General features: G+C 60.2%; 16 protein-coding genes. 8 read left to right on the top strand and 8 right to left on the bottom strand.

Features of this window, described 5'->3' with window-relative positions:
- Positions 1–125: 125 nt before the first annotated feature.
- The 3 genes from ACO550_RS09685 to ACO550_RS09675 all read left to right on the top strand — a co-directional run bounded on the left by ACO550_RS09685 (position 126) and on the right by ACO550_RS09675 (position 5,942).
- Positions 126–3,080 (top strand): FAD-linked oxidase C-terminal domain-containing protein, encoded by a 2,955-nt coding sequence (locus tag ACO550_RS09685; protein ID WP_315595214.1) that lies wholly within the window; start codon positions 126–128, stop codon positions 3,078–3,080.
- Between the two features lie 11 nt (positions 3,081–3,091).
- Positions 3,092–4,381 (top strand): aminotransferase class III-fold pyridoxal phosphate-dependent enzyme, encoded by a 1,290-nt coding sequence (locus ACO550_RS09680; RefSeq protein WP_315595213.1) that lies wholly within the window; start codon positions 3,092–3,094, stop codon positions 4,379–4,381.
- A 175-nt stretch (positions 4,382–4,556) separates the two neighbouring features.
- On the top strand, positions 4,557–5,942 hold the full coding sequence (locus tag ACO550_RS09675; RefSeq protein WP_315595212.1) for an aminotransferase class III-fold pyridoxal phosphate-dependent enzyme: 1,386 nt from the start codon (positions 4,557–4,559) through the stop codon (positions 5,940–5,942).
- Positions 5,943–6,317: 375 nt separating this feature from the next.
- Here ACO550_RS09675 and ACO550_RS09670 read toward each other — a convergent pair whose 3' ends face one another.
- The 7 genes from ACO550_RS09670 to ACO550_RS09640 form a co-directional block, all read right to left on the bottom strand.
- Complete coding sequence (locus tag ACO550_RS09670) at positions 6,318–7,337, bottom strand: tripartite tricarboxylate transporter substrate-binding protein (RefSeq protein ID WP_315595211.1); 1,020 nt, start codon at positions 7,335–7,337, stop codon at positions 6,318–6,320.
- A 45-nt stretch (positions 7,338–7,382) separates the two neighbouring features.
- Positions 7,383–8,852 carry an FAD-dependent tricarballylate dehydrogenase TcuA gene (gene tcuA, locus ACO550_RS09665; RefSeq protein ID WP_315595210.1) on the bottom strand — a complete coding sequence of 490 codons (1,470 nt, stop codon included), beginning with the start codon at positions 8,850–8,852 and terminating at the stop codon, positions 7,383–7,385.
- A gap of 22 nt (positions 8,853–8,874) precedes the next feature.
- A complete protein-coding gene (locus ACO550_RS09660) occupies positions 8,875–10,356 on the bottom strand; it encodes an aldehyde dehydrogenase family protein (protein WP_315595209.1) in 1,482 nt (493 codons plus the stop codon).
- A 118-nt stretch (positions 10,357–10,474) separates the two neighbouring features.
- Entirely contained in the window at positions 10,475–11,695 is a 1,221-nt protein-coding gene (locus tag ACO550_RS09655; protein WP_315595208.1) for an aromatic amino acid transaminase, read from the bottom strand.
- A gap of 139 nt (positions 11,696–11,834) precedes the next feature.
- A complete protein-coding gene (locus tag ACO550_RS09650) occupies positions 11,835–12,746 on the bottom strand; it encodes a LysR substrate-binding domain-containing protein (RefSeq protein WP_315595207.1) in 912 nt (303 codons plus the stop codon).
- Positions 12,747–13,138: 392 nt separating this feature from the next.
- Positions 13,139–13,357: a hypothetical protein gene (locus tag ACO550_RS09645; RefSeq protein ID WP_485994691.1), complete on the bottom strand. Its 219-nt coding sequence runs from the start codon at positions 13,355–13,357 to the stop codon at positions 13,139–13,141.
- A gap of 340 nt (positions 13,358–13,697) precedes the next feature.
- Positions 13,698–14,600 (bottom strand): LysR substrate-binding domain-containing protein, encoded by a 903-nt coding sequence (locus tag ACO550_RS09640; protein WP_315595206.1) that lies wholly within the window; start codon positions 14,598–14,600, stop codon positions 13,698–13,700.
- A 110-nt stretch (positions 14,601–14,710) separates the two neighbouring features.
- Here ACO550_RS09640 and ACO550_RS09635 point away from each other — a divergent pair, with 110 nt between their 5' ends.
- Genes ACO550_RS09635 through ACO550_RS09615 form a run of 5 tightly spaced genes read left to right on the top strand, consistent with a single transcriptional unit; the run spans position 14,711 to position 19,463 of the window.
- A complete protein-coding gene (locus ACO550_RS09635; protein WP_315595205.1) occupies positions 14,711–15,973 on the top strand; it encodes a Rieske 2Fe-2S domain-containing protein in 1,263 nt (420 codons plus the stop codon).
- A 4-nt stretch (positions 15,974–15,977) separates the two neighbouring features.
- The gene (locus ACO550_RS09630; protein WP_315595204.1) at positions 15,978–16,448 is read left to right on the top strand and encodes an aromatic-ring-hydroxylating dioxygenase subunit beta; all 471 of its coding nucleotides are present in this window, start codon (positions 15,978–15,980) and stop codon (positions 16,446–16,448) included.
- 24 nt (positions 16,449–16,472) lie between these two features.
- Complete coding sequence (locus tag ACO550_RS09625) at positions 16,473–16,787, top strand: Rieske 2Fe-2S domain-containing protein (RefSeq protein WP_315595203.1); 315 nt, start codon at positions 16,473–16,475, stop codon at positions 16,785–16,787.
- 15 nt (positions 16,788–16,802) lie between these two features.
- Positions 16,803–18,056, top strand: a complete 1,254-nt coding sequence (locus tag ACO550_RS09620) for an NAD(P)/FAD-dependent oxidoreductase (RefSeq protein WP_485994688.1) — start codon at positions 16,803–16,805, stop codon at positions 18,054–18,056.
- A 36-nt stretch (positions 18,057–18,092) separates the two neighbouring features.
- Positions 18,093–19,463, top strand: a complete 1,371-nt coding sequence (locus ACO550_RS09615) for an MFS transporter (RefSeq protein ID WP_315595201.1) — start codon at positions 18,093–18,095, stop codon at positions 19,461–19,463.
- Positions 19,464–19,526: 63 nt separating this feature from the next.
- On the opposite strand, the gene ACO550_RS09610 is transcribed toward ACO550_RS09615, so the two are convergent.
- On the bottom strand, positions 19,527–20,012 hold the full coding sequence (locus tag ACO550_RS09610) for a MerR family transcriptional regulator (RefSeq protein ID WP_315595237.1): 486 nt from the start codon (positions 20,010–20,012) through the stop codon (positions 19,527–19,529).
- Positions 20,013–20,224 lie beyond the last annotated feature (212 nt).

Here is a 20,224-nt window from a genome sequence, read left to right as displayed (position 1 = left end):
TCCCGCACAACCACATTCGCTGCTGAACCGCCCCCCCATTTCGGTCAAAGCTTGACCACCCCCCTCCCTATACTGATCCGCATCCTGTTGCACAGCGCGCCGGGCCGCACTGCACCGCCACGACCATGACACAAGCCACTCCCGAACTGCCACGCGATCTCAATCTGCTGCTGCGCCTGCGCCAACGTCTGGCGGCAGAGACCACCGCGGAGCTGCGCTTCGATCAGGTCACGCGCGCGATCTATGCATCGGAAGCATCCAACTATCGGCAGGTGCCACTGGGCGTGGTGATCCCGCGCACGATGGCCGATCTCGAGACCACCGTGCGCGCCTGCGGCGAACTCGGTGTCGCCATGGTGCCGCGCGGCGCCGGCACGTCCATGAGCGGGCAATCAGTCAATGCGGCCATCTGTATCGACCACTCGAAGTATCTGCACGCAGTAGAGGCAATCGACCCGGACACACGCATCGGCCGGGTACAACCCGGCGTCATTTGCGATCAGCTAAAGCAGGCCGCCGCCGCGCACGGCCTGACGTTTGGCCCCGACCCCGCCACGCATAGCCGCTGCACGCTGGGCGGCATGATCGGCAACAACTCGTGCGGGGCGCACTCGGTCATGGCGGGCAAGACCGTCGAGAACATCGAGCGGCTCGAAGTCATCACTGCCACCGGTGCGCGCTTCTGGGTAGGCGCCACCGACGAGGCCACTTATGCCGAACATCTGGCCGCCGGTGGCGAGCGCGCACGTATCGTGCGTGGCCTGCGTGAACTGGCCGAACGTTACGCCGACGACATCCGTGCCGGCTTTCCGCGCCTGAAGCGGCGCGTGTCCGGCTTCAACCTCGATCAACTGCTGCCGGAGAACGGCTTTCATATCGCCCGTGCACTGGTCGGCAGCGAAGGCACCTGCGCCACGGTAATGCGCGCGGAGACCCTGCTGGTGGAAGGCCTGCCGCAGCGTGTGCTGCTGGTGCTGGGCTTCGAGAGCATCTTCGATGCCGCTGACTGTGTGCCCGACCTGCTACCGCTGGGCCCCATCGCCATGGAGGGCCTGGACACCGGCATCATCGGCGGCCTGAAGGAACTGGGGCTCAAGCTCGACGACATCGCCGAACTGCCCGCGGGCAACGCGTGGCTCATGATCGAGTTTGGCGCGAGTGAACGCGCGCGTGCCATCGAACTGGCGCGCCATGCAGCCGACGTAGCGTCGCGCTTTACCGCCCGTCCGAGCGTGCGCCTGGTGGAAGATGCGAGCCTGATGGGCCGTTTGTGGTCGATCCGCGAGACCGGCGCCTCGGCCACCTCGCTGTCGACCATTGCAGGGCAGCCCGACCCCACCGTGGGCTGGGAAGATGCCGCAGTAGAGCCTGCACTGCTGGGTGGATACCTGCGCGAGTTCTCGGCACTGGTCACGCGCTATGGCTACAAGACCAATATGTACGGCCACTTTGGCGACGGGTGCATCCATTCGCGCATCACATTCGATCTGCGCTCGAAGCAGGGCGTCGGCGACTGGCGCAAGTTCCTGGAAGAAGCGGCAGCGCTGGTGGTCAAGTACAAGGGTTCGCTGTCGGGCGAGCACGGCGACGGCCAGGCCAAGGGCGAACTGCTGCCGCTGATGTTCTCGCCGCGCCTGATGCAGGCATTCCGCGAGTTCAAGGCGGTGTGGGACCCGCAGGGCGTGATGAATCCCGGCAAGCTGATCGATGCCATGCCAGTGGATGCCAACCTGCGCCTGGGCCCGGACTACCACCGCAGCGCCGCGCCGAGCGTGTTCACCTATCCGATGGGCGACGGCGCCAACACCGGCTACGGACGTGAGACGGAACGCTGCATCGGCATGGGCAAGTGCCGGTCCCTGGACGGCGGCACCATGTGTCCAAGTTTCAAGGCTACGCGCGAAGAGCGCTACGCCACGCGCGGCCGCGCCCGCATGTTCTTCGAACTGCTGAACGGCGAGGTCATCGACGAGTCCCGCGACGCCGATCAGGTGAAGGATTCGATGGACCTGTGCCTGTCGTGCAAGGGCTGCAAGCACGACTGCCCGACCCACGTCGATATTCCGAAGTACCGCAGCGAATTTCTCTACCGCTACTACCAGCGGCGCATGCGGGCACCCATGGATGCGATGATCGGCCGCCTCGGCCAATGGCTCCCGGCCGCCACGCGCTTCAGCGGGCTGTTCAACGCGGTCATGCGCAACCGGCTGGCACGCAGGGTCGGCCAAGCGTTCGGGCTGGCCAGCGATGCCGCACTCCCCACGCTGGCCGCGAAGGCCTTCCGCCACGGCACCACCGCGCGACGCCTGAGCACCAGCGACGGCGATTCGTTCGGGCCGCATGATGTGGTGGTCTGGACCGACACGTTCAACAACGGCTTTACCCCGCACGTGATCGAGGCGGCCATTCAGGTGATCGAGCGCCATGGCTGGCGCGCACGACTCAGCACGCGCCACGTCTGCTGCGGCCGCCCACTCTATGACGTGGGCCTGCTCGACCAGGCACGCGACAACCTGCGCGAGATGCTGGACGTGCTGGCCGAGCCGATTGCCGCGGGTGTACCCGTACTGGTGCTGGAACCGAGTTGCCTGTCCGTATTCCGCGATGAAATGTCCGCCATGCTGCCGGACGACCCCCGGGCCAAAGCGCTCGCAGACCTGACGCTGACGATGGCCGAATTCGCCAAACGCGCCGGCATTTCGCTGACGGACGTGACTGACGTCCACGCACACGCGCATTGTCACCAGCGCGCCTGCGGCGGTACCTCGGCGGAGCAAGGGCTCGGCCTGAAGGTGCTCGACACGGGCTGCTGCGGCATGGCGGGCGCCTTCGGCTACCACGAGAAAACCGCAGCAGTGTCGCGCCGCATTGGCGAGACATCGCTGTTGCCCAAGCTCGAACGCTTGTCCGCCGATGCCGTGGTGGCCGCCGACGGCTTCAGCTGCCGCTCGCAGATTCGCAAGATATCCGGGCGCGACGCACGCCATCTGGCCGAAATCCTGGCCGAGGCGCGCCCTGCCCCGTCCCAAACCGCATCGCTCCAACCCCAACGCGACGCAGCCGTCGCCGAACATCAATGAGGTGTCACGCCATGAGTCAAACCAACCAAGCCTACATCGCCGCCCGCAACCAGCATGTGCCACAGGGCGTGGTCACCGCCCATCCGCTGTTCGCACAGAAGGCCGAGGGCGCGTATCTGTGGGATGTGGAAGGCCGCCGCTACATCGACTTCGTGGGTGGCATTGGCGTGCAGAACATCGGCCACAATCATCCTAAGATCGTGGCGGCGGTGCGCCAGCAACTGGAGCGCGTCACCCATGCCGCGTTCCAGGTGGTGGGCTATGACGTGTACGTCGAGCTGGCCGCGCGCCTGAACCGCCTGGTGGGCGGTAGCGAAGCCTACAAGTCGCTATTCGTGACGACCGGCGCCGAAGCCGTGGAGAATGCCATCAAGATCGCGCGCGCCTACCGCAACGTGCCCGGTGTGATCGCGTTCCGCGGCGGCTTTCATGGCCGCACCCTGCTGGGGTCGACGCTGACCGGCATGAGCGCGCCCTACAAGCAGAACTTTGGCCTGGCCACCGACATCTACCACACGCCGTATCCGGACCCGTATCGGGGTTTCGATGCCGCGGCCGCCATACGCGCGCTGGAAGACCTGTTCGCCACCCAGATCGCCCCGGAACGCGTGGCGGCGATCATCCTGGAACCGGTGCAGGGCGACGGCGGCTTCCTGCCAGCGGGCACGGAATTCCTGCAGGCCTTGCGCGCGCTGACCCAGCGCCACGGCATCGTGCTGATTCTCGACGAGATTCAAGCTGGCTTCGGCCGCACCGGCAAGATGTTTGGCTTCCAGCACGCCGGCATTCAGCCGGACCTCGTGACGGTGGCCAAGAGCCTGGCCGGCGGCCTGCCGCTCTCCGGTGTAGTCGGCCGCGCCGAGATCATGGACGCCCCGTCGCCTGGCGGCCTGGGCGGCACCTATGCCGGCAACCCGCTGGCCTGCGCCGCGGCGCTGGCCGTGCTCGATGTCTTCGAGCAGGACAATCTGCTGGACCATGCGGCGCGCACTGGCGAATTGCTGCGCGCCGGCCTGGAATCCCTGGCGCGTGACTTCAGCGCAATCGGCACGGTGCGCGGCGTGGGACCGATGCTGGCGCTGGAATTCGTGCGCAATGCCGACCCGTTCCAGCCCGATGCCTCGCTGGCGCAGGCGGTCATCGACGCCTGCCGCGAACGTGGCCTGCTGGTCATCAAGTGTGGCGTCCACCGCAACACGGTGCGCCTGCTGGCACCGTTGAACACCGAGCCGGATACGGTAGCGCAGGCACTGGCCATTCTGCGCGACGCGATTGGCGCCTGCGTCAACGCACAAGCCTGATCGTGCACGAAAGTGCCGCATCGCCCCGACGCCGAGGTGCATCTGGCGCGATGCGGCATTTTCTGCTGAATGGAAGCGAACTACGCCACGGGCTTCGGTTACACCCCATGGTTGCGGCATCAACTTCTGCGCAAGACGGCATAAGCTGAGTGCCATTACCGCTCCGATACCGGCCATGCACACCGACTCCCGCCACAACCTGGACGCGCTGGACCGCGCCCATCTGATCCACCCCGTCTCGCCCTGGCGCACCCATGAGCAGCGCGGCCCCACGATCCTGACCTCGGGGCATGGCGCCTACGTGCGCGACGCCGATGGCAACGAACTGCTCGACGCGTTCGCCGGGCTATGGTGCGTGAACGTCGGATACGGACAGGAGAGCATCGTGGAGGCCGCCGCGCGCCAGATGCGCCAGTTGCCCTATGCCACCGGCTACTTCCATTTCAGCAGCGAGCCGGCCATCGAACTCGCAGCCAAGCTCGTGGAGTTGACACCCGCGTCGTTGCAGCACGTCTATTTCACGCTGGGCGGATCGGACGCAGTGGATTCCGCCGTACGCTTTATCACCGCCTACTACAACGCCACCGGCCGCCCCAGCAAAAAGCAGTTCATCTCGCTTGAACGCGGCTATCACGGCTCGTCATCGTTCGGCGCAGGGCTCACCGCGCTGCCTGCCTTTCATCGCGGCTTCGACCTGCCGCACGCCAATCAGCACTACATCCCGTCGCCCTATCCGTACCGCCATCCGCAAGGCAACGACGCCGCGGCGCTGATCGCGACTTCCGTGGCTGCCTTGCGCGCGAAGGTGGAAGCACTCGGCGCGGATAACGTCGCGGCATTCTTCTGCGAACCTGTGCAGGGCTCCGGCGGCATCATCGTACCGCCAAAGGGCTGGCTCAAGGCCATGCGCGACGCCTGCCGCGAACTGGACATTCTGTTCGTCGCTGACGAGGTGATCACCGGATTTGGGCGCACCGGCCCGATGTTCGCGTGCGAGCATGAATCGGTCGAGCCAGACCTGATGACCGTAGCCAAGGGACTCACCGCCGGGTACGCGCCAATGGGTGCCGTCCTCATGTCAGACGAAGTCTACGCGGGCATTGCCGACGGCATGCCACCGGGTGTTCCAGTGGGACACGGCATGACCTACTCCGCCCACCCTGTCAGCGCCGCAGTAGCCCTGGAAGTCTTGCGCCTCTACGAGCAAGGCGGCTTGCTGGCCAACGGACAACGCGTCGCTCAGGCATTTGCACAGGGACTGGAATCGATGCGCGAACATCCCCTGGTGGGCGACGCGCGTTACCTTGGCCTGCTCGGCGCCCTGGAACTGGTCAGTGACAAAGCCACCAAGCGTGGCTTCGACGCGGCACTCGGCCTGCCCGATCGCGTGTTCGCGGCCGCCTATCGCAACAAACTCATCTTCCGCGCCTTCGGCGACAACATTCTCGGCTTCGCCCCTGCACTGTGCTACACGGAAGACGACTTCGCCCAGATGTTCGAGCGCCTGCGCACTACGCTGGACGAGGTGCTTGGGTGGTCTGATGTCAGGGCTTGTCTTTGACAGGCGACACCGCCCAGAATCGCTAGTGCACTCCATGTGCTAGTGCAGCCTTGTCGCCCTAGTTGTATCCCAGTATCGCTATGGAAGCCACATCAGGCCGTTCAGCGGAATCTTGCAGAGCTTCGGTAGGCGTGCGACCAGTGTTAGGTCCCAGGTTTCCCCTGTTCTGGTGGTAAATCTTTTCGAAACATGTATCGCCATGCGAGGCGGTAAATGGCATGGGGGTCGAAGGACCATTCGTCGAAGCGGGCATTTTCTGTATGCGTAAGTTAGGTCGGAAATCATTTCGTTGATAGTGGTGTTGCGTTGGAAACTGGACAAGCGGTCTTCCACCGCTCGTCCAGCGAGCCATTCACCAACGTCAACAAACGCCGCTTAATCCTCGATCTTGATTCTCGCAGTCTTTACAGCCGCTCCCCAGCGTTGGTTTTCGCTTTGAACGAACTCACCAAAACGCTTGGGATCCACAGTAATCGGCGTGTAACCCATGTCCGCCAGTCTCGCGCGGAACTCAGGCTTCGAAGTCGCCCGCACCACCTGCGCCTGGATGGCATCCACGACTGCTTGCGGCGTGTTAGGCGGTGCGAGGACACCGAACCAGGTGTCGGCGTCTACAGGGTAACCAACCTCCGTGAGCGTCGGGATGTCTTTGATAGAGGGGAATCGCTCGGGGGAGGCGAGTGCATAAAGCCGCAGTTTTGTCCGGTTTGCAACTGCCAGAGGTGTTGGGATGAAGGCATAGTCGACCTGGCCGCCCATGACTGCAGTCATGACAGGCGATGCTCCACCGAATGGCACTTCGAGAAGGTTGTCGATGTGCGCCTTCGTCTTGAGAAGCTCCATGCCCATCTGCGCCATGCTGCCAGGACCCCAATGGCCATAGGAAAGCGAGCTGCTCTTTGCCTTGTTCACGATGTCCTGAACTGTCTTGGTGTCCGCATCCGCGCGGCTAGCCAGGACGAAGCCCATCTTCGCGACAGGGGCCACGGGCCGGAAGCCGTTCGGCTGAAACTGTACGACTTTCTTGTGGATATGCGGAGCGACCGAGATGAAGTCGGCAGCCGCGAAGAGCAGCGTGTAGCCATCAGCAGGGGCGGCATAGACGACATTGGCGCCGATTACTCCATTTGCTCCGGGCCTGTTTTCTACGACAATCGGCTGTCCCAGATCGCTTCCGATGCCTGCAACGACAAGGCGCGCAAGCACGTCAGTGCCGCCGCCCGGCGCATATGGCACAACCAGACGAATGGGTTTCGACGGCGTCCATCCAGGCTGCGCAGCAATTGCCGGCGCCGTTGCCAATACCGTGACACTCATGGCGATAACGCTACCCGCGAAGCGAGCGCTCCCCCCGACGCTGGTTACCCAGCGCCGTGCTTGTGCAACAAAGTTCATGGTTGTCTCCTGCGTTCTTCTAGTCTTTCCGCCCTTTTTCAAGGCTTATTTCTGTTTCGAGATCTGTGCTGCGTGCTCGCCGGCAAGCTTGCCGAACACCGCGCCGCGCATGACGGAGGTGGCGCCTGTATAGACCTGGTAGTAGAGTCCGGCAGCCTCACCGGCCGCATACAAGCCTGGAATCGCCTTGCCGTCAGTGTCGACGACTTGCGAGTGCCGGTTAATTTTGATTCCGCCGTATGTGAAGCAGATGCCCGGCATAATTGGATAGGCAAAATACGGTGCGCTATCAATCGGTCTTGCCCAGTTCGACTTCTTTGGAGTGATCCCCACCGTGCTCAGATGGTCCTCCTCCAGAGGAATGAATTCTCCGTCCTGACACGCAGCGTTAAACTCCGACACCGTCCGATGCAGGCCTTCTACCGAGATCCCACATTGCTGCGCCAGTGCCTCCAAGGAATCCGCCTGAAGCGGCGGCTGGTCGGTGCGAATCCCTTTCTTCCAGTTGGGGACGTCGTTGATCCTCTCATCGAAGATCACATAGGAAATCCCGTCTGGCTGGTCCTTGATTGCTCGGGAGATGTGGTCGTAGTGAACGTCCACCGGACCTGGCGCTTCGTCAGTAAATCGCTGTCCAAGCCTATTCACCAGGATGCCGTAGGGAAAGTTCATGACCAAGGCTTCGACCTGAGCCGACCTCGGATCCAGAGGTTCGGCATGGAATGAACTGAAATCGCCTGCAGGAGCAGCCCCTACGTGGAGGGCCATGCGGATTCCTTCGCCCTTGTTGTAATAGCCGCCGCGCGCAACAGGTCGCACATAACGAGCTGCGCCTCCCATGTACTGCGTCAGCATTTCCGGGTTTCCTTGGAAACCGCCGGACGCGATAACCACTGAGCGGGCGCGTAGCTCAAAGGCGTTGCCATCTGCATCCACCAGGTTCAGTCGCAGCACGCCTTCCGAATCTCGGCGCGACAGCGAGGTAGCCGTGGTTTCGTAATAGAACTGGACGCCCAACTCCGAAGCCTGTGCATGCAAGGCTTCGATCATGGCCAGGCCGCCTCCCACGGGCATGATCCGTGGGGCTGCGGCAGTCACGAAATAGGTGGGGAGCGCCGCGAAGCGGATACCGAAAGACTGCAGCCACTGCACCGTGGGACCTGCCTCATTTGAGAGCGTCGACAACAGTTCCGGGTCAGGCATGCCGTGAGCCTTCACATATGGCGGCCAATTCTCATAGGCGTCCCCCATGCTGCGAACAACATTGGGGTCGAGATTGTCCCCCGCGTTGGCGGCAAGAAGCTCGTCGAAGTCATCGCTGACTTCCGTCTCGCTCTTCATCCGGAAATACGCTTCTGTCCAGCGCGTATTGCCGCCGAACTCCTCTCGGGTTGCACGCTCGAGAACAGCCACGCGGGCACCCTTTACCGCGGCCGCTACGGCCGCTGACAAGCCAGCTATGCCACAACCGATAACTACCACATCGAATTTGTCAGCACCGTAAGCAGCGCTCATGTTATGTCTCCGAATATTCTGCTTAGTACTTGCGGACGAAGGGATCCGGCATTTCCAGGTCAGTCGAGACCCACACACTCTTGGTCTCCATGAACTCCTTCACAGCCTCGGTGCCACCCTCTCGTCCCAGCCCACTATCCTTGTAGCCTCCAAACGGAGTCGTGAAGCTTGTCGAACGGTAGTTGTTGATCCACACGGTTCCCGCCTGAAGCCGCTCCGACATGTACATGGAACGATGCAGGCTTTGCGTCCAAACGCCGGCAGCCAGGCCAAAGCGGATATCGTTGGCGATACGCAGCGCGTCGTCTTCGTCTTTGAACTTCAGCACCGAGAGCACCGGCCCGAAAACCTCTTCCTGCGCGATTCGCATGTCATTTGTGACATTCGTGAAGATCGTTGGCTCAACAAACTGACCAGCGCCATAGCCTTCACCGCTTCGCGTGTTGCCGCCGAAGGCACACGTCGCGCCGCCTTCCTTCGCAATACGCACGTAGTCGACGACCTTTTCGAACTGAGGACGCGTAGCAACAGGTCCCATCTGGACATCCGAACGTGCGGGATCTCCAAGCTTTGCCTTGCTGGTGATCGCGATGAGTCGGTCAACGAACTCATCGTGGATGCTCTCTTGAAGCAGCAGACGGGAGCCTGCCATGCAGGTCTGGCCGCCGGCCGAGAAAATTCCGGTAATGACACCGTTCGCGGCGTTGGTCAAATCGGCGTCATCGAACACGATATTCGGCGACTTTCCGCCCAGCTCCAGCGTGACCTTCTTGAAATGAGCGGCGGCCGCGAGGTTGACGCGCCGTCCACCTTCATCGCCCCCGGTGAAGGCGATCATAGGTACCAGAGGATGTTCGACCAGCGGCTCACCAACATCCTGGCCAAAACCTGTAATCACGTTGAAGACGCCCGGCGGGAAACCCGCCTTGACAAACAGCTTGGCCAGTTCAAGCAGCGAAACCGACGTATGCTCCGACGGCTTGGCAATAATAGTGTTACCTGCGCAGAGTGCTGGAGCGACTTTCCAAGCGGTCAAAAGCAGCGAGGAGTTCCACGGCGTGATCGTGCCGATTACGCCCACCGGTTCAAGACGGGTATAGTTGAAAACCTTAGGCTTATCCATCGGCACTACCGCGCCTTGGATCTTGTCGGCCATACCAGCGTAGTAGTAGAAGTACTTGGCAACATAGCCGACCTGCCCACGCACTTCGCTGCGGAGTTTTCCGTTGTCGCGGGCCTCTACTTCCGTCAGCAGGTCGATATTTTCCTCAATCAGACCGGCCAGTTTGTAGAGCAGCATCCCTCGGTTGGTAGGCGACAGCTTCGACCAAGGGCCTTTCATTGCAGCGGCAGCCGCCTGGGCAGCCTTATCGACATCTTCGCCTGTTCCGCGCGGAATCTGGGCCCACGGCTCACCAGAAAACGGGTCAAGCGAATCAAACCATTGGCCTCCAGTCGGATCGACCCATTCGTTGTTGATGAAGAGTTGGTATTGCGTTTGCATGAATGACGTCCCCATGATTAGGTAGCGAGGCAACTCAATGGCTGCTCTCTTGAATTCATTTTCGTAAAAGCTCTCACGTGCCGCAAACGAGAAGAAATTCAGAGATGATGAGGTTTTTTCATGATTCCACGCCGGCTTCGGCCACGCGGAATGCGGCAGTCATTGCGTCAGCCACGCGCGCCAGATTGGCGCTGTTGAGGGCCGCAAGGCAGATACGACCAGTCTCGACACCGTAGATAGCCCACTCGTCCCGTAGGTATTCCATCTGCACGCGGTTAAGACCCGTATAGCTGAACATACCTTTCTGGCGAGTGAAAAAGGAAAAATCCTTCCCTAGCTTCTGCGCCGTAAGGGCCTCGCCGAGTTCCCTGCGTACGCGCGCAATTCGCAATCGCATCCCGTCCAACTCGGCCTGCCAAAGTTCCCGCAATGGTGCTCTCGTAAGAATCTCGGAAACGAGGCGGCCGCCGTGAGAAGGCGGGTTCGAGTAGTTGACGCGGATGATCGCTTTCAGTTGCGAGCGAACCTTCGTTGCCACTTCCGACGATGGGCAAACAACAGACAGCGCACCGACACGCTCTCCGTACAATGAGAAGTTCTTAGAGAATGAAGTAGCTACCAGGAAAGGCTGCCCTGCTTTGACAAATTCACGGACAACACTGGCATCAGCTTCCAAACCGTCGCCAAAGCCTTGGTAGGCAAGATCAATCAGAGGCACTAGCCCCCGCCGCCCGATAATCTCAATGATGGCTGGCCACGACTCGCGCGGCAAATCGTAGCCAGTCGGGTTGTGACAGCATCCGTGCAACACCACCAGAGTGCCTGCATCCGCGTGGGATAGATCCTCCAGCATCGCCTCGACATTCGGTTGTTGAGCATTCCGCTGCAAATACCGATAGGTCTCAACCTGGAATCCGGCCCTTGCCAACACTCCGCGGTGGTTTTCCCAAGTGGGGTCGCTGACAAGCGCATGCTCCGCTGCACCCCATTGTTTGGCGAAATCTGCAGCGACGCGGAGTGCGCCCGTGCCCCCTACCGCTTGTACGGTTGCTATCCGACTCGCCAGCGGGTCATCACTTTCTACGCCAAACACGACCGGCAGTACCGCGCGTTGAAAATTTGATGTGCCGTCAATCGGTTGGTAACCGCGCGGCAGACGTTCCGCAACCAATGAGGCTTCCGCCACGGCGACGGACTCAAGCAAGGGAATCCTGCCGCTATCGTCGTAGTAGACACCTACCGCAAGGTTTACTTTTTCGCGACGCTGGTCTTGGACAAAGACCTCATTTATCCCAAGGATGGGGTCCTTGGGCGCCATTGGAAGGGTGGTCAGGAACATACGGGGAACTCGATCTACATATTGGAACGAGCCAATTTTCCCCGTCACCGCCCCGCACCGTAAAACGAGTTTTTCTCCAGAACTGATGCGTCCAGAGCAAGCATCTCGCGAATAAAGTGCCTATCTATATACTTTTATATTACTTCCACCTAGACCGGTATTCAGTCTCGATGCCAACCACCCAATCCCGGAAGAGCTGGACGAGTTCGGAGTCTTTCTTTCGCTCGGGGAACACCAAACAGTACCGTTTCTCGTGCTTTAGGGACAAATCAAACGGGACCACGAGATCGTTGCGCTCAATTTCGTCGAGCACATACATGCGCGGCACCAAACCAGCACCCAGACCTGCGCGAGCGGCTTCGATGACCATACCGTAGAGCTCAAAATGCATCCCGGGAACGGGCGTGAAATCTGCGACGCCGCTCAGTTCGAACCAATGACGCCAAGCCTCCGGTCGAGTGGACTTGTGCAGGAGTGGGAGCTCAGTCAAATCGGAGGGCGAAGCCAAGAGCTGGGTGTCGAAATACCGAGGACTTACGATTGGCACCAATTCTTCATCGAAAAGATCAACCTTCACCACATTGGTCCAGGACGGATGGTCGAAATTCAGTGCCGCGTCAAAGTTCGTGTCCTCAAAGCTAAAGGGCAGCGGGCGCTCTGACAGATTGAGGATGATGTCGGGATGCCGCTCGCGAAAGTCGCGTAAGCGTGGCAGCAACCAGCGGTTGGCAAACGTGGGGATGACCGCCAATTCAAGCACACCGCCAACTCCCTTATGGGCCATCAAGGCTGCGGTATGAGCCTCGATGTCGGCCAGACTGCCTGCGATGTTCTTGAGATACATGCGCCCAGCATCGTTGAGGATGACCTGTTTGCGCACGCGCGTGAACAGCTTGACCCCCAAGTACGTCTCCAGTGAGGCGATCTGCCGGCTGACTGCACTTTCTGTAAGGCAGACTTCGTTGGCGGCCCTGGCAAAGCTTCCTTGCCGAGCCGCGGCTTCGAAGACCGCCAACGCGATCGTACTGGGTATCTTACGCTTCATCGCCATCCACCTTATGCGTGATCGGAGTGCATCAATACTTGATGATTATGCAATTGCTTGATGAGCTGGATCGAGACAAACTGCAGCCTCGCCGCTACGCAAGCGGAAGCTCGATTGGGAAATCTATGGCTGGAAACTTGATGGCAAGAATTCGTGAGGCGATTCTTGAAGCCGCGCCTCGAGAGCCGTTGATTAGTCACCGAGACCGGGACCAGGCAGTTGCTTTGCTGCGGGATGCCATACTCCATGATGACGTTGAACGTCAGCTCGTTTGCTTGGCGGCTGCCGTCGAAATACACGCCGTAATCTCTCAAGACCTCTGGCTACATTGCCAGACCGAGGCCAATGATAGTGGCAGTGCTGCGATGCGTCGACTCTTTCGCAGCGCTCGCGGCCGCTCATTTGCAAGGTTGCCTGCTTACGGACAGCATCGACAACGAAATGTCCCTGGTCGTGCCTGTTGAATATTGGCCCATAAGCTGGTCGGCGATTTCCAGGTCCACGCCCTCGCCACGGGCAGGGGCCATGAAGTTGATCTTGTATTCCGCAGTCAGCACCGATGCCTCGGTTGGTACCATGGTCATCGCTGCATAACCCGCAGCCGCGTCGGTGATCATTCCGACCACACCGCCATGAACGAACCCATGCTCAGCCCCGTGGCGGGCTGTCCTCGAAAACTGGTTGCGATGGATTCCAGATTGCCTTCGTGGTTGATGTGTTCCATGTTTGCGACGCTCCTCATGCTGCAATGCCCGGAATGGAGAATGACGCCACTTGCGCGGTTCCGATCGTCAATTACGAGTTCAGGCGGCTCTATGACGCCATCTTAGGCAGCCGTCGCGTTGCCCGGCGAGTGTATATCCGCGCAAGTTGCTTGCAGATCCGGTCTGGTTCGCAAACGGGATTCCAGATGGGCGAGTTTCGATTGTTTGTCCGTAGCGAGCCCCCGCCCCTCCATCAATCCGAGAACAGCTCCACGAACTGATTCCGCAGCCATTGGTTGGCCGGGTCTCGATGGTACCGCGCATGCCAGAACAGGTTGATCTGGATCTCCGGCAGGTCAACGGGATGCTTGATGTACTTCAGTCCAAAGTACGTTGCGCTGCGCCGTGCATAGGTCTCCGTGACTGTCGCCACGACATCCGTGCTCGCGACTATGTCCGCAAGCGCAGCAAAATGGGGCACGCGTAGGCGAACGTTTCGTTCTACCCCCTGCTTTGCCAGGATTTCGTCGACGCGCGCATGCCCGGTGCCTGCCGCCGTGACAACGACGTGATCAGCACGCTCGAAGTCACGCATACGGACGGTACGCTTATCCATCGCGTGTCCGGGCCGGAACATGCACACATAGCGCTGACTGAACAGACGTCGCTGGAAAAACTCCGGGCCGAGTTCGGGCAAATATCCCACGGCCAAATCCACATGGCCCTGGCTCATTTCGGCGGGAAGATCGACCGCCGTATTTCGAATGGTGGCAACCGTCACGGTGGGCGCACGCTCGGAGAGCGCGCCCATCAGTCTTGGAATGAAGTGCACTTCGCCGATGTCGGTCATGGCTAGCCGGAAGGACCGATGGCTACGCAGCGGGTCGAACTCAACCCGATGACTGATTGCAGCTTGCAGCGACTCCAGGGCAAATGAAACGGGCTCAGCCAACTCCTGTGCAAGCGTCGTGGGCAGCATCCCCTTGCTGCTTCGCACAAACAACTCGTCATCGAATACCTTGCGCAGCCGTGCCAAGGCGTTGCTTACAGCGGGTTGCGTGAGGTTCAAGGCCTTCGCAGTCCCGGAAACTGTTCGCTCGCGAAGCAGCAACTCAAACACCACCAGCAAGTTCAGATCGACGTCCTTGAGTTCCATCTCAGCGTCCTTATTGATTCCGTGAATATCACATATAGCCGAGATTCTATTGGCTAATGTACGGCAATGGACGAGTATTGCCTCCACACAAGAACACCCACGGAGACAGCATGCCCCTCTCGGCCCCTTGCCACCCGAGCCCCCTTCCCACCTGGACCGACGAAGGTATCAGCCGCATTCCTTTTCGCGTCTATACGGATCAGCAGCTCTATCAACGTGAACTTGAGCGTTGCTTCTATAACGGTCACTGGAACTACGTAGGTCTGGAGGCAGAAGTCCCGAATCCAGGCGACTTCAAACGCACCACGCTTGGCGAACGTTCGGTAATCCTTGTGCGCGACCAGGACGGTGAGATCAACGTCGTCGAGAATGTTTGCGCGCACCGCGGCATGAAGTTCTGCCGCGAGCGTAGCGGTAACCGAAAGGATTTTCATTGCCCCTATCACCAGTGGAACTACGACTTGAAGGGAAATCTTCAGGGCGTGCCGTTCCGGCGCGGCGTGAAGCAGGACGGGAAGGTCAACGGCGGTATGCCGGCTGATTTCAAACCACAAGACCACGGACTGACACGCCTGAAGGTCGCCACGCGCGGCGGCGTCGTATTCGCTTCGTTCGACCATGACGTCGTTCCGCTTGAGGAATATCTCGGCCCGGAAATCCTCGGCTACTTCGACCGCCTTTTCAACGGTCGCAAACTCAAGGTCCTGGGCTACAACAAGCAGCGCATTCCCGGCAACTGGAAGCTGATGCAGGAGAACATCAAGGACCCTTATCACCCGGGTCTACTGCATACGTGGTTCGTTACTTTCGGACTTTGGCGCGCAGATAACAAGGCCAGGCTCGTGATGGATGAGCAGTTCCGGCACGCCGCGATGGTTTCCACCCGCGGACAAGGCGGCAAGGGGGATGTGACGTCGGGCGTCGCCAGCTTCAAGGACCAGATGACGCTACATGATGACCGCATTCTCGACATCGTTCACGAGCCGTGGTGGGGCGATCCAACGGCCGTCATGATGACCGTGTTTCCGAGTGTCATCTTCCAGCAGCAGGTCAATTCTGTCTCGACCCGCCATATCCAGCCCAACGGCACAGACTCATTTGACTTCGTCTGGACTCACTTCGGCTTCGAGGACGACACCGAGGAAATGACGCGGCGCCGCCTGCGTCAGGCAAATCTGTTTGGCCCCGCCGGCTTCGTTTCCGCAGACGATGGTGAGGTAATCGAGTGTTCGCAAGAAGGCTTTGAACAGAAGCCTTGGCATCGTGTGCTTGCCGAACTCGGCGGACGCACCGCCGAGAACACAGACCACATGGTCACGGAGACACTCATCCGTGGCATGTACGCCTACTGGCGCAAGGTCATGGAGGTTTGAGGCCATGGACTTCACTACTTACTCCGCGCTGCTTGCGCTGTACGCCGACTACGCTGCCGTTGTCGACAATGGCGAGTGGGATCGCTGGCCCGAATTCTTTACCGAGGACTGCATCTATCGCGTGCAGCCACGCGAGAACTTCGATCGCGGCTTGCCGCTTGCCACCCTGTCATTCGAAAGCAAGGGCATGCTGAAGGACCGGGTTTTCGGCATCCGCGAAACACTGTTCCATGACCCGTACTACCAGCGCCATATCTTCAGTGTCCCGCTGGTGCGCGAATCCGCACCAGACCGGCTTGTGGTTGAGACGAACTACGTCGTGATCCGCACCAAGCCAGATCAGATGAGCGAGATCTTCAATGCTGGTCGGTCGCACGACGTCATCGTGCAGACCCCCGATGGTCTGCGCTTTAGCCAACGCCTCTGCGTGTTCGACAGCGAGATGATCCCGAACTCGCTGATCTACCCGATCTGACCTGCAGCCTGGAAGGAACCAATCATGACTCAGAACTGGATCGATGCAGCCGCATTTTCCAGCGTGCCCCAGGACGACGTGACGGCCGTGCAGGTCGACGGCAGGGAGATTGCGCTGTACGGGGTCGATGGCGAGGTATTCGCGACCGACAACATCTGCACCCACGGCCACGCACGCCTGTGCGACGGCTTTCTTGAGGGCCACGAGATCGAGTGCCCCCTGCACCAGGGTCGATTCGACGTTCGCAATGGATCCGCATTGTGTGCACCGCTGACCGAGCCGCTCAAGTCGTATCCGGTCAAGATCGAAGGCGACCGGGTCTGGCTCGTCCTCGAATAAAAGGCTGAGACGACCATGAATACGGAACAAACCACTGCCGCAATGAACGCCGAGCAGGCTGGAACCATCGCAATCGTGGGCGCCGGCCAAGCGGGTTTCTGGGCAGCACAGACGTTGCGCAAGGAAGGATTTACCGGCCGACTGGTGTTGATTGGCGAGGAACTTCATCCTCCTCACGAACGCCCACCATTGTCGAAAGCCGTCTTGGCGGGCGACGCCGCCGCCGACAGCACATGGCTGACTAGCCTCGACGCATTGCAGGCTCTGGACCTGGAGTGGTGGCCCGACACACGGGTAGAAAGTATTGAGCGCGAGCCGAAGCGCCTGGCACTCGATAGCGGCGAAACGCTCGCGTACGACAAGCTGATCCTATGCACCGGTGGCCGCGCCCGCACGCTTTCGGTTGCCGGCGCCGATGGCGCTTCCATCCATGCATTGCGGACAATTAGCGATGCCCAAACGCTCGCACCAATGCTTACCCCTGGTCGCAGTGTGACTGTGATCGGGGGCGGATGGATCGGCCTTGAAGTAGCCGCCACCGCGCGCAAGAAGGGGGCTAACGTCACCGTGCTGGAGTCACAGTCACGCCTCTGCGAGCGCACGGTACCCAAGGAGATCTCGGAATACTTGCTGTCACTGCATCAGGAGCACGGCGCCAACATCATGCTTGGCGCTCAAGTCGCACATATCGCTCGACAGGGTGATGATCGTTCCCGCATCTCGCTCGCCGACGGTCAAATAATCGACAGCGACGTGATCGTCGCTGGCATTGGCCTCGTCCCGAACGACGAACTCGCCAGGGCGGCTGGCCTGGAATGCGACGGCGGCATTATCGTCGATCCGCGCTGCCAGACATCCGATCCCCATATCTTCGCCGCAGGCGACGTCACTGTGACGCCCAATCCATGGGCTGGCCGTCGCATACGTCTTGAATCCTGGCAGAACGCCCAGGAGCAAGGCATTGCGGCAGGCCGTGCGGCACTCGGGCTAGCCGTGGACTATCAGCCGTTGCCCTGGTTCTGGTCGGATCAGTACGACATGAACCTGCAGATCTACGGCGTCCCCGCGCCATCTCACCGCGCGGTCTTGCGTGGTGCTCCGGAGAACGGGAGCTTCGTCCTGTTCTATCTGGATGGAGATGTCATCCAGGCCGCGCTCGGCCCGAATTCCGCCAAGGACTTGCGCTTCGCGCGACGGCTCATCGAGCAGAAGAGACCCGTCGATTCCGCCCTTCTCGCAGACATCAATACACCTATGTCAAAGATCTAGCGTGAACATACAAATATAATTTCGGAGACAACACCCATGCGCAAGATTGACATCCACAAGCTGGCCGACGAGGCCCGCTTTAACCCGTTTCACGCACTGGTTCTATGCTGGTGCGCGCTGATCATCATCTTTGATGGCTATGATCTGGCCGTGGTCGGAATCGCGCTGCCGTCCATCATGAAAGAGTTTGCCGTTACGCCGGCCAACGCTGGCTTCATGGTCAGCTCCGCGCTGTTTGGCATGGTGTTTGGCGCCATCTTCCTCGGCACAGTCGCCGACCGGATTGGCCGTCGCTGGACCATTGCGCTCTGCATTGCCTTGTTCAGTGTTTTCACTGCAGCGGCCGGCCTGTGCAAGGATCCGGTAACGTTCAGCATCACACGGTTTTTCGCCGGGCTCGGCATTGGCGGTGTCATGCCCAACGTAGTCGCACAGATGACCGAGTACGCGCCGAAGAAGATGCGCGCTACGCTCGTCACCTTGATGTTCAGCGGCTACGCGGTTGGCGGTATCGTGGCCGCATTGTTGGGTAGAGGCATGATCGAGGCATACGGCTGGCAATCAGTGTTCTTTGCTGCCGGCCTGCCAGTACTGCTCATTCCGATTATCTTCAAATCCCTACCCGAGTCGATGCCGTTTCTCCTGGCCAAAGGCAGGGACGAAGAGTTGAAGTCAATCGCATCCAGGCTGGCCCCCAACTATGTGCCCGCGTCGAGTGACAACTTCGTAGTGGCGCCTCAAGACCGTACGGAGAACACACCGATCCGGCACCTGTTCCACGGCGGTCGTGGCTTCAGCACGCTGATGTTCTGGGTCGCCTTCTTTATGTGCCTTTTCATGGTGTATGCGCTCAGTTCATGGCTGGCAAAACTGATGGCCAGTGCCGGCTACAGCCTCGGTTCTGCGTTGACCTTTGTGCTGGTTCTAAATGTCGGTGCAATGATCGGCGCAGTGGGTGGAGGATGGCTGGCCGACAGGTTTCATATCAAGTATGTGCTGGCTTCGATGTACGCGCTGGCAGCCGTGTCCATCACCCTTCTTGGCTTCAAGATGCCCACTGAACTGCTGTTTATTGTCGTGGCTCTCGCCGGTGCTTCGACAATCGGCACCCAGATCGTCGCCAACGCCTATACAGGACAGTTCTACCCGACCCCTATTCGCGCTACCGGTCTTGGCTGGGCATTGGGCATCGGACGCAGCGGCGCGATCCTGGCGCCAATCGTGATTGGAATGCTGGTCGGCATGAACCTGCCCCTTCAGCAGAACTTCGTTGCCATAGCGATTCCCGCAGTTATCGGGATGGTTGCAGTGCTGCTGATTGATCACCGGCGCTCGGCGTCGTTTGAGCAGAAGGTTGCGACCTGTAGCGGGGCCGTTGCCAACGGTGCTTCCATGGAGCAAGTCTGACCATTGACGCCGCCTCCGGTACGGTTCAAGGCAGCCGCAGCCACGACACGGCCATTTGACTGTCTATTCCTCCGACCCGGGCGACCTGCGTCGCCGTGCCTTGCGAAGCGCGGTGACATCACCGGCTGCCAGGGCTGGGCCTTCCATTTCCCCTGAACGGATCCGCGACAGTACCCGCTCCGCATTGGTGGCGCAGTCAATCTCCTCTGGCTTCGCCTCGATTTCGGCCAAGAGTGCATTGATGTGCGACTTGCTCTGCGCAAGCCGCATCTCCAGCGCTTCAATGTCCCGTACCTTGTTGCGGAGCGTTTCGAGCAACGAGTCAGGCTTCCACATCGCCAAGTCGGGGGGAAGCACCGCGCGAATCTCGTCGAGAGTAAAGCCTGCGTGCTGCGCGGTCGCGATCAGGTCCAGGACCAGCACCGCTTGCGGTGGATAGGTTCGATAGCCGTTCGCTTTACGCTCGACTTTCAACAGGCCGATGTCCTCGTAGAAGCGGATTCTCGAAGGAGCAAGGCCAGTACGCTCCGCCAGTTCCCCGATCCTCATGTTCATCGCTGACCTCCCTCGATAATTGATGCACCCGAAGTGCCTTCAGGTCAGTACTCTAAGGTTAAAGTCAACTTCAAGGTCAAGCCGATCCGGATAGTTGCGTTTTAGCGCCGTTCCTGGCGGCTCATGCGCCTCTGGCGTCTCTGCCGCCGCTCATGTGGCAGCCATTGTCAGTAGACCGTTGTCGGCCCAAAAATGGTGTTGACATT

It is taken from the genome of Cupriavidus sp., assembly GCF_057315035.1.
This window is presented reverse-complemented; position numbering and strand designations above follow the sequence as displayed.

Bases quoted from the DNA above. Each gene is read 5' to 3' on its own strand.
- ACO550_RS09645 (WP_485994691.1), bottom strand. From the start codon at position 13,357: ATGATCACCGACGCGGCTGCGGGTTATGCAGCGATGACCATGGTACCA.
- ACO550_RS09640 (WP_315595206.1), bottom strand. From the start codon at position 14,600: ATGGAACTCAAGGACGTCGATCTGAACTTGCTGGTGGTGTTTGAGTTG.
- ACO550_RS09630 (WP_315595204.1), top strand. From the start codon at position 15,978: ATGGACTTCACTACTTACTCCGCGCTGCTTGCGCTGTACGCCGACTAC.
- ACO550_RS09675 (WP_315595212.1), top strand. From the start codon at position 4,557: ATGCACACCGACTCCCGCCACAACCTGGACGCGCTGGACCGCGCCCAT.
- ACO550_RS09660 (WP_315595209.1), bottom strand. From the start codon at position 10,356: ATGCAAACGCAATACCAACTCTTCATCAACAACGAATGGGTCGATCCG.
- ACO550_RS09680 (WP_315595213.1), top strand. From the start codon at position 3,092: ATGAGTCAAACCAACCAAGCCTACATCGCCGCCCGCAACCAGCATGTG.
- ACO550_RS09635 (WP_315595205.1), top strand. From the start codon at position 14,711: ATGCCCCTCTCGGCCCCTTGCCACCCGAGCCCCCTTCCCACCTGGACC.
- ACO550_RS09620 (WP_485994688.1), top strand. From the start codon at position 16,803: ATGAATACGGAACAAACCACTGCCGCAATGAACGCCGAGCAGGCTGGA.
- ACO550_RS09670 (WP_315595211.1), bottom strand. From the start codon at position 7,337: ATGAACTTTGTTGCACAAGCACGGCGCTGGGTAACCAGCGTCGGGGGG.
- tcuA (WP_315595210.1), bottom strand. From the start codon at position 8,852: ATGAGCGCTGCTTACGGTGCTGACAAATTCGATGTGGTAGTTATCGGT.
- ACO550_RS09610 (WP_315595237.1), bottom strand. From the start codon at position 20,012: ATGAGGATCGGGGAACTGGCGGAGCGTACTGGCCTTGCTCCTTCGAGA.
- ACO550_RS09685 (WP_315595214.1), top strand. From the start codon at position 126: ATGACACAAGCCACTCCCGAACTGCCACGCGATCTCAATCTGCTGCTG.
- ACO550_RS09650 (WP_315595207.1), bottom strand. From the start codon at position 12,746: ATGGCGATGAAGCGTAAGATACCCAGTACGATCGCGTTGGCGGTCTTC.
- ACO550_RS09625 (WP_315595203.1), top strand. From the start codon at position 16,473: ATGACTCAGAACTGGATCGATGCAGCCGCATTTTCCAGCGTGCCCCAG.
- ACO550_RS09615 (WP_315595201.1), top strand. From the start codon at position 18,093: ATGCGCAAGATTGACATCCACAAGCTGGCCGACGAGGCCCGCTTTAAC.
- ACO550_RS09655 (WP_315595208.1), bottom strand. From the start codon at position 11,695: ATGTTCCTGACCACCCTTCCAATGGCGCCCAAGGACCCCATCCTTGGG.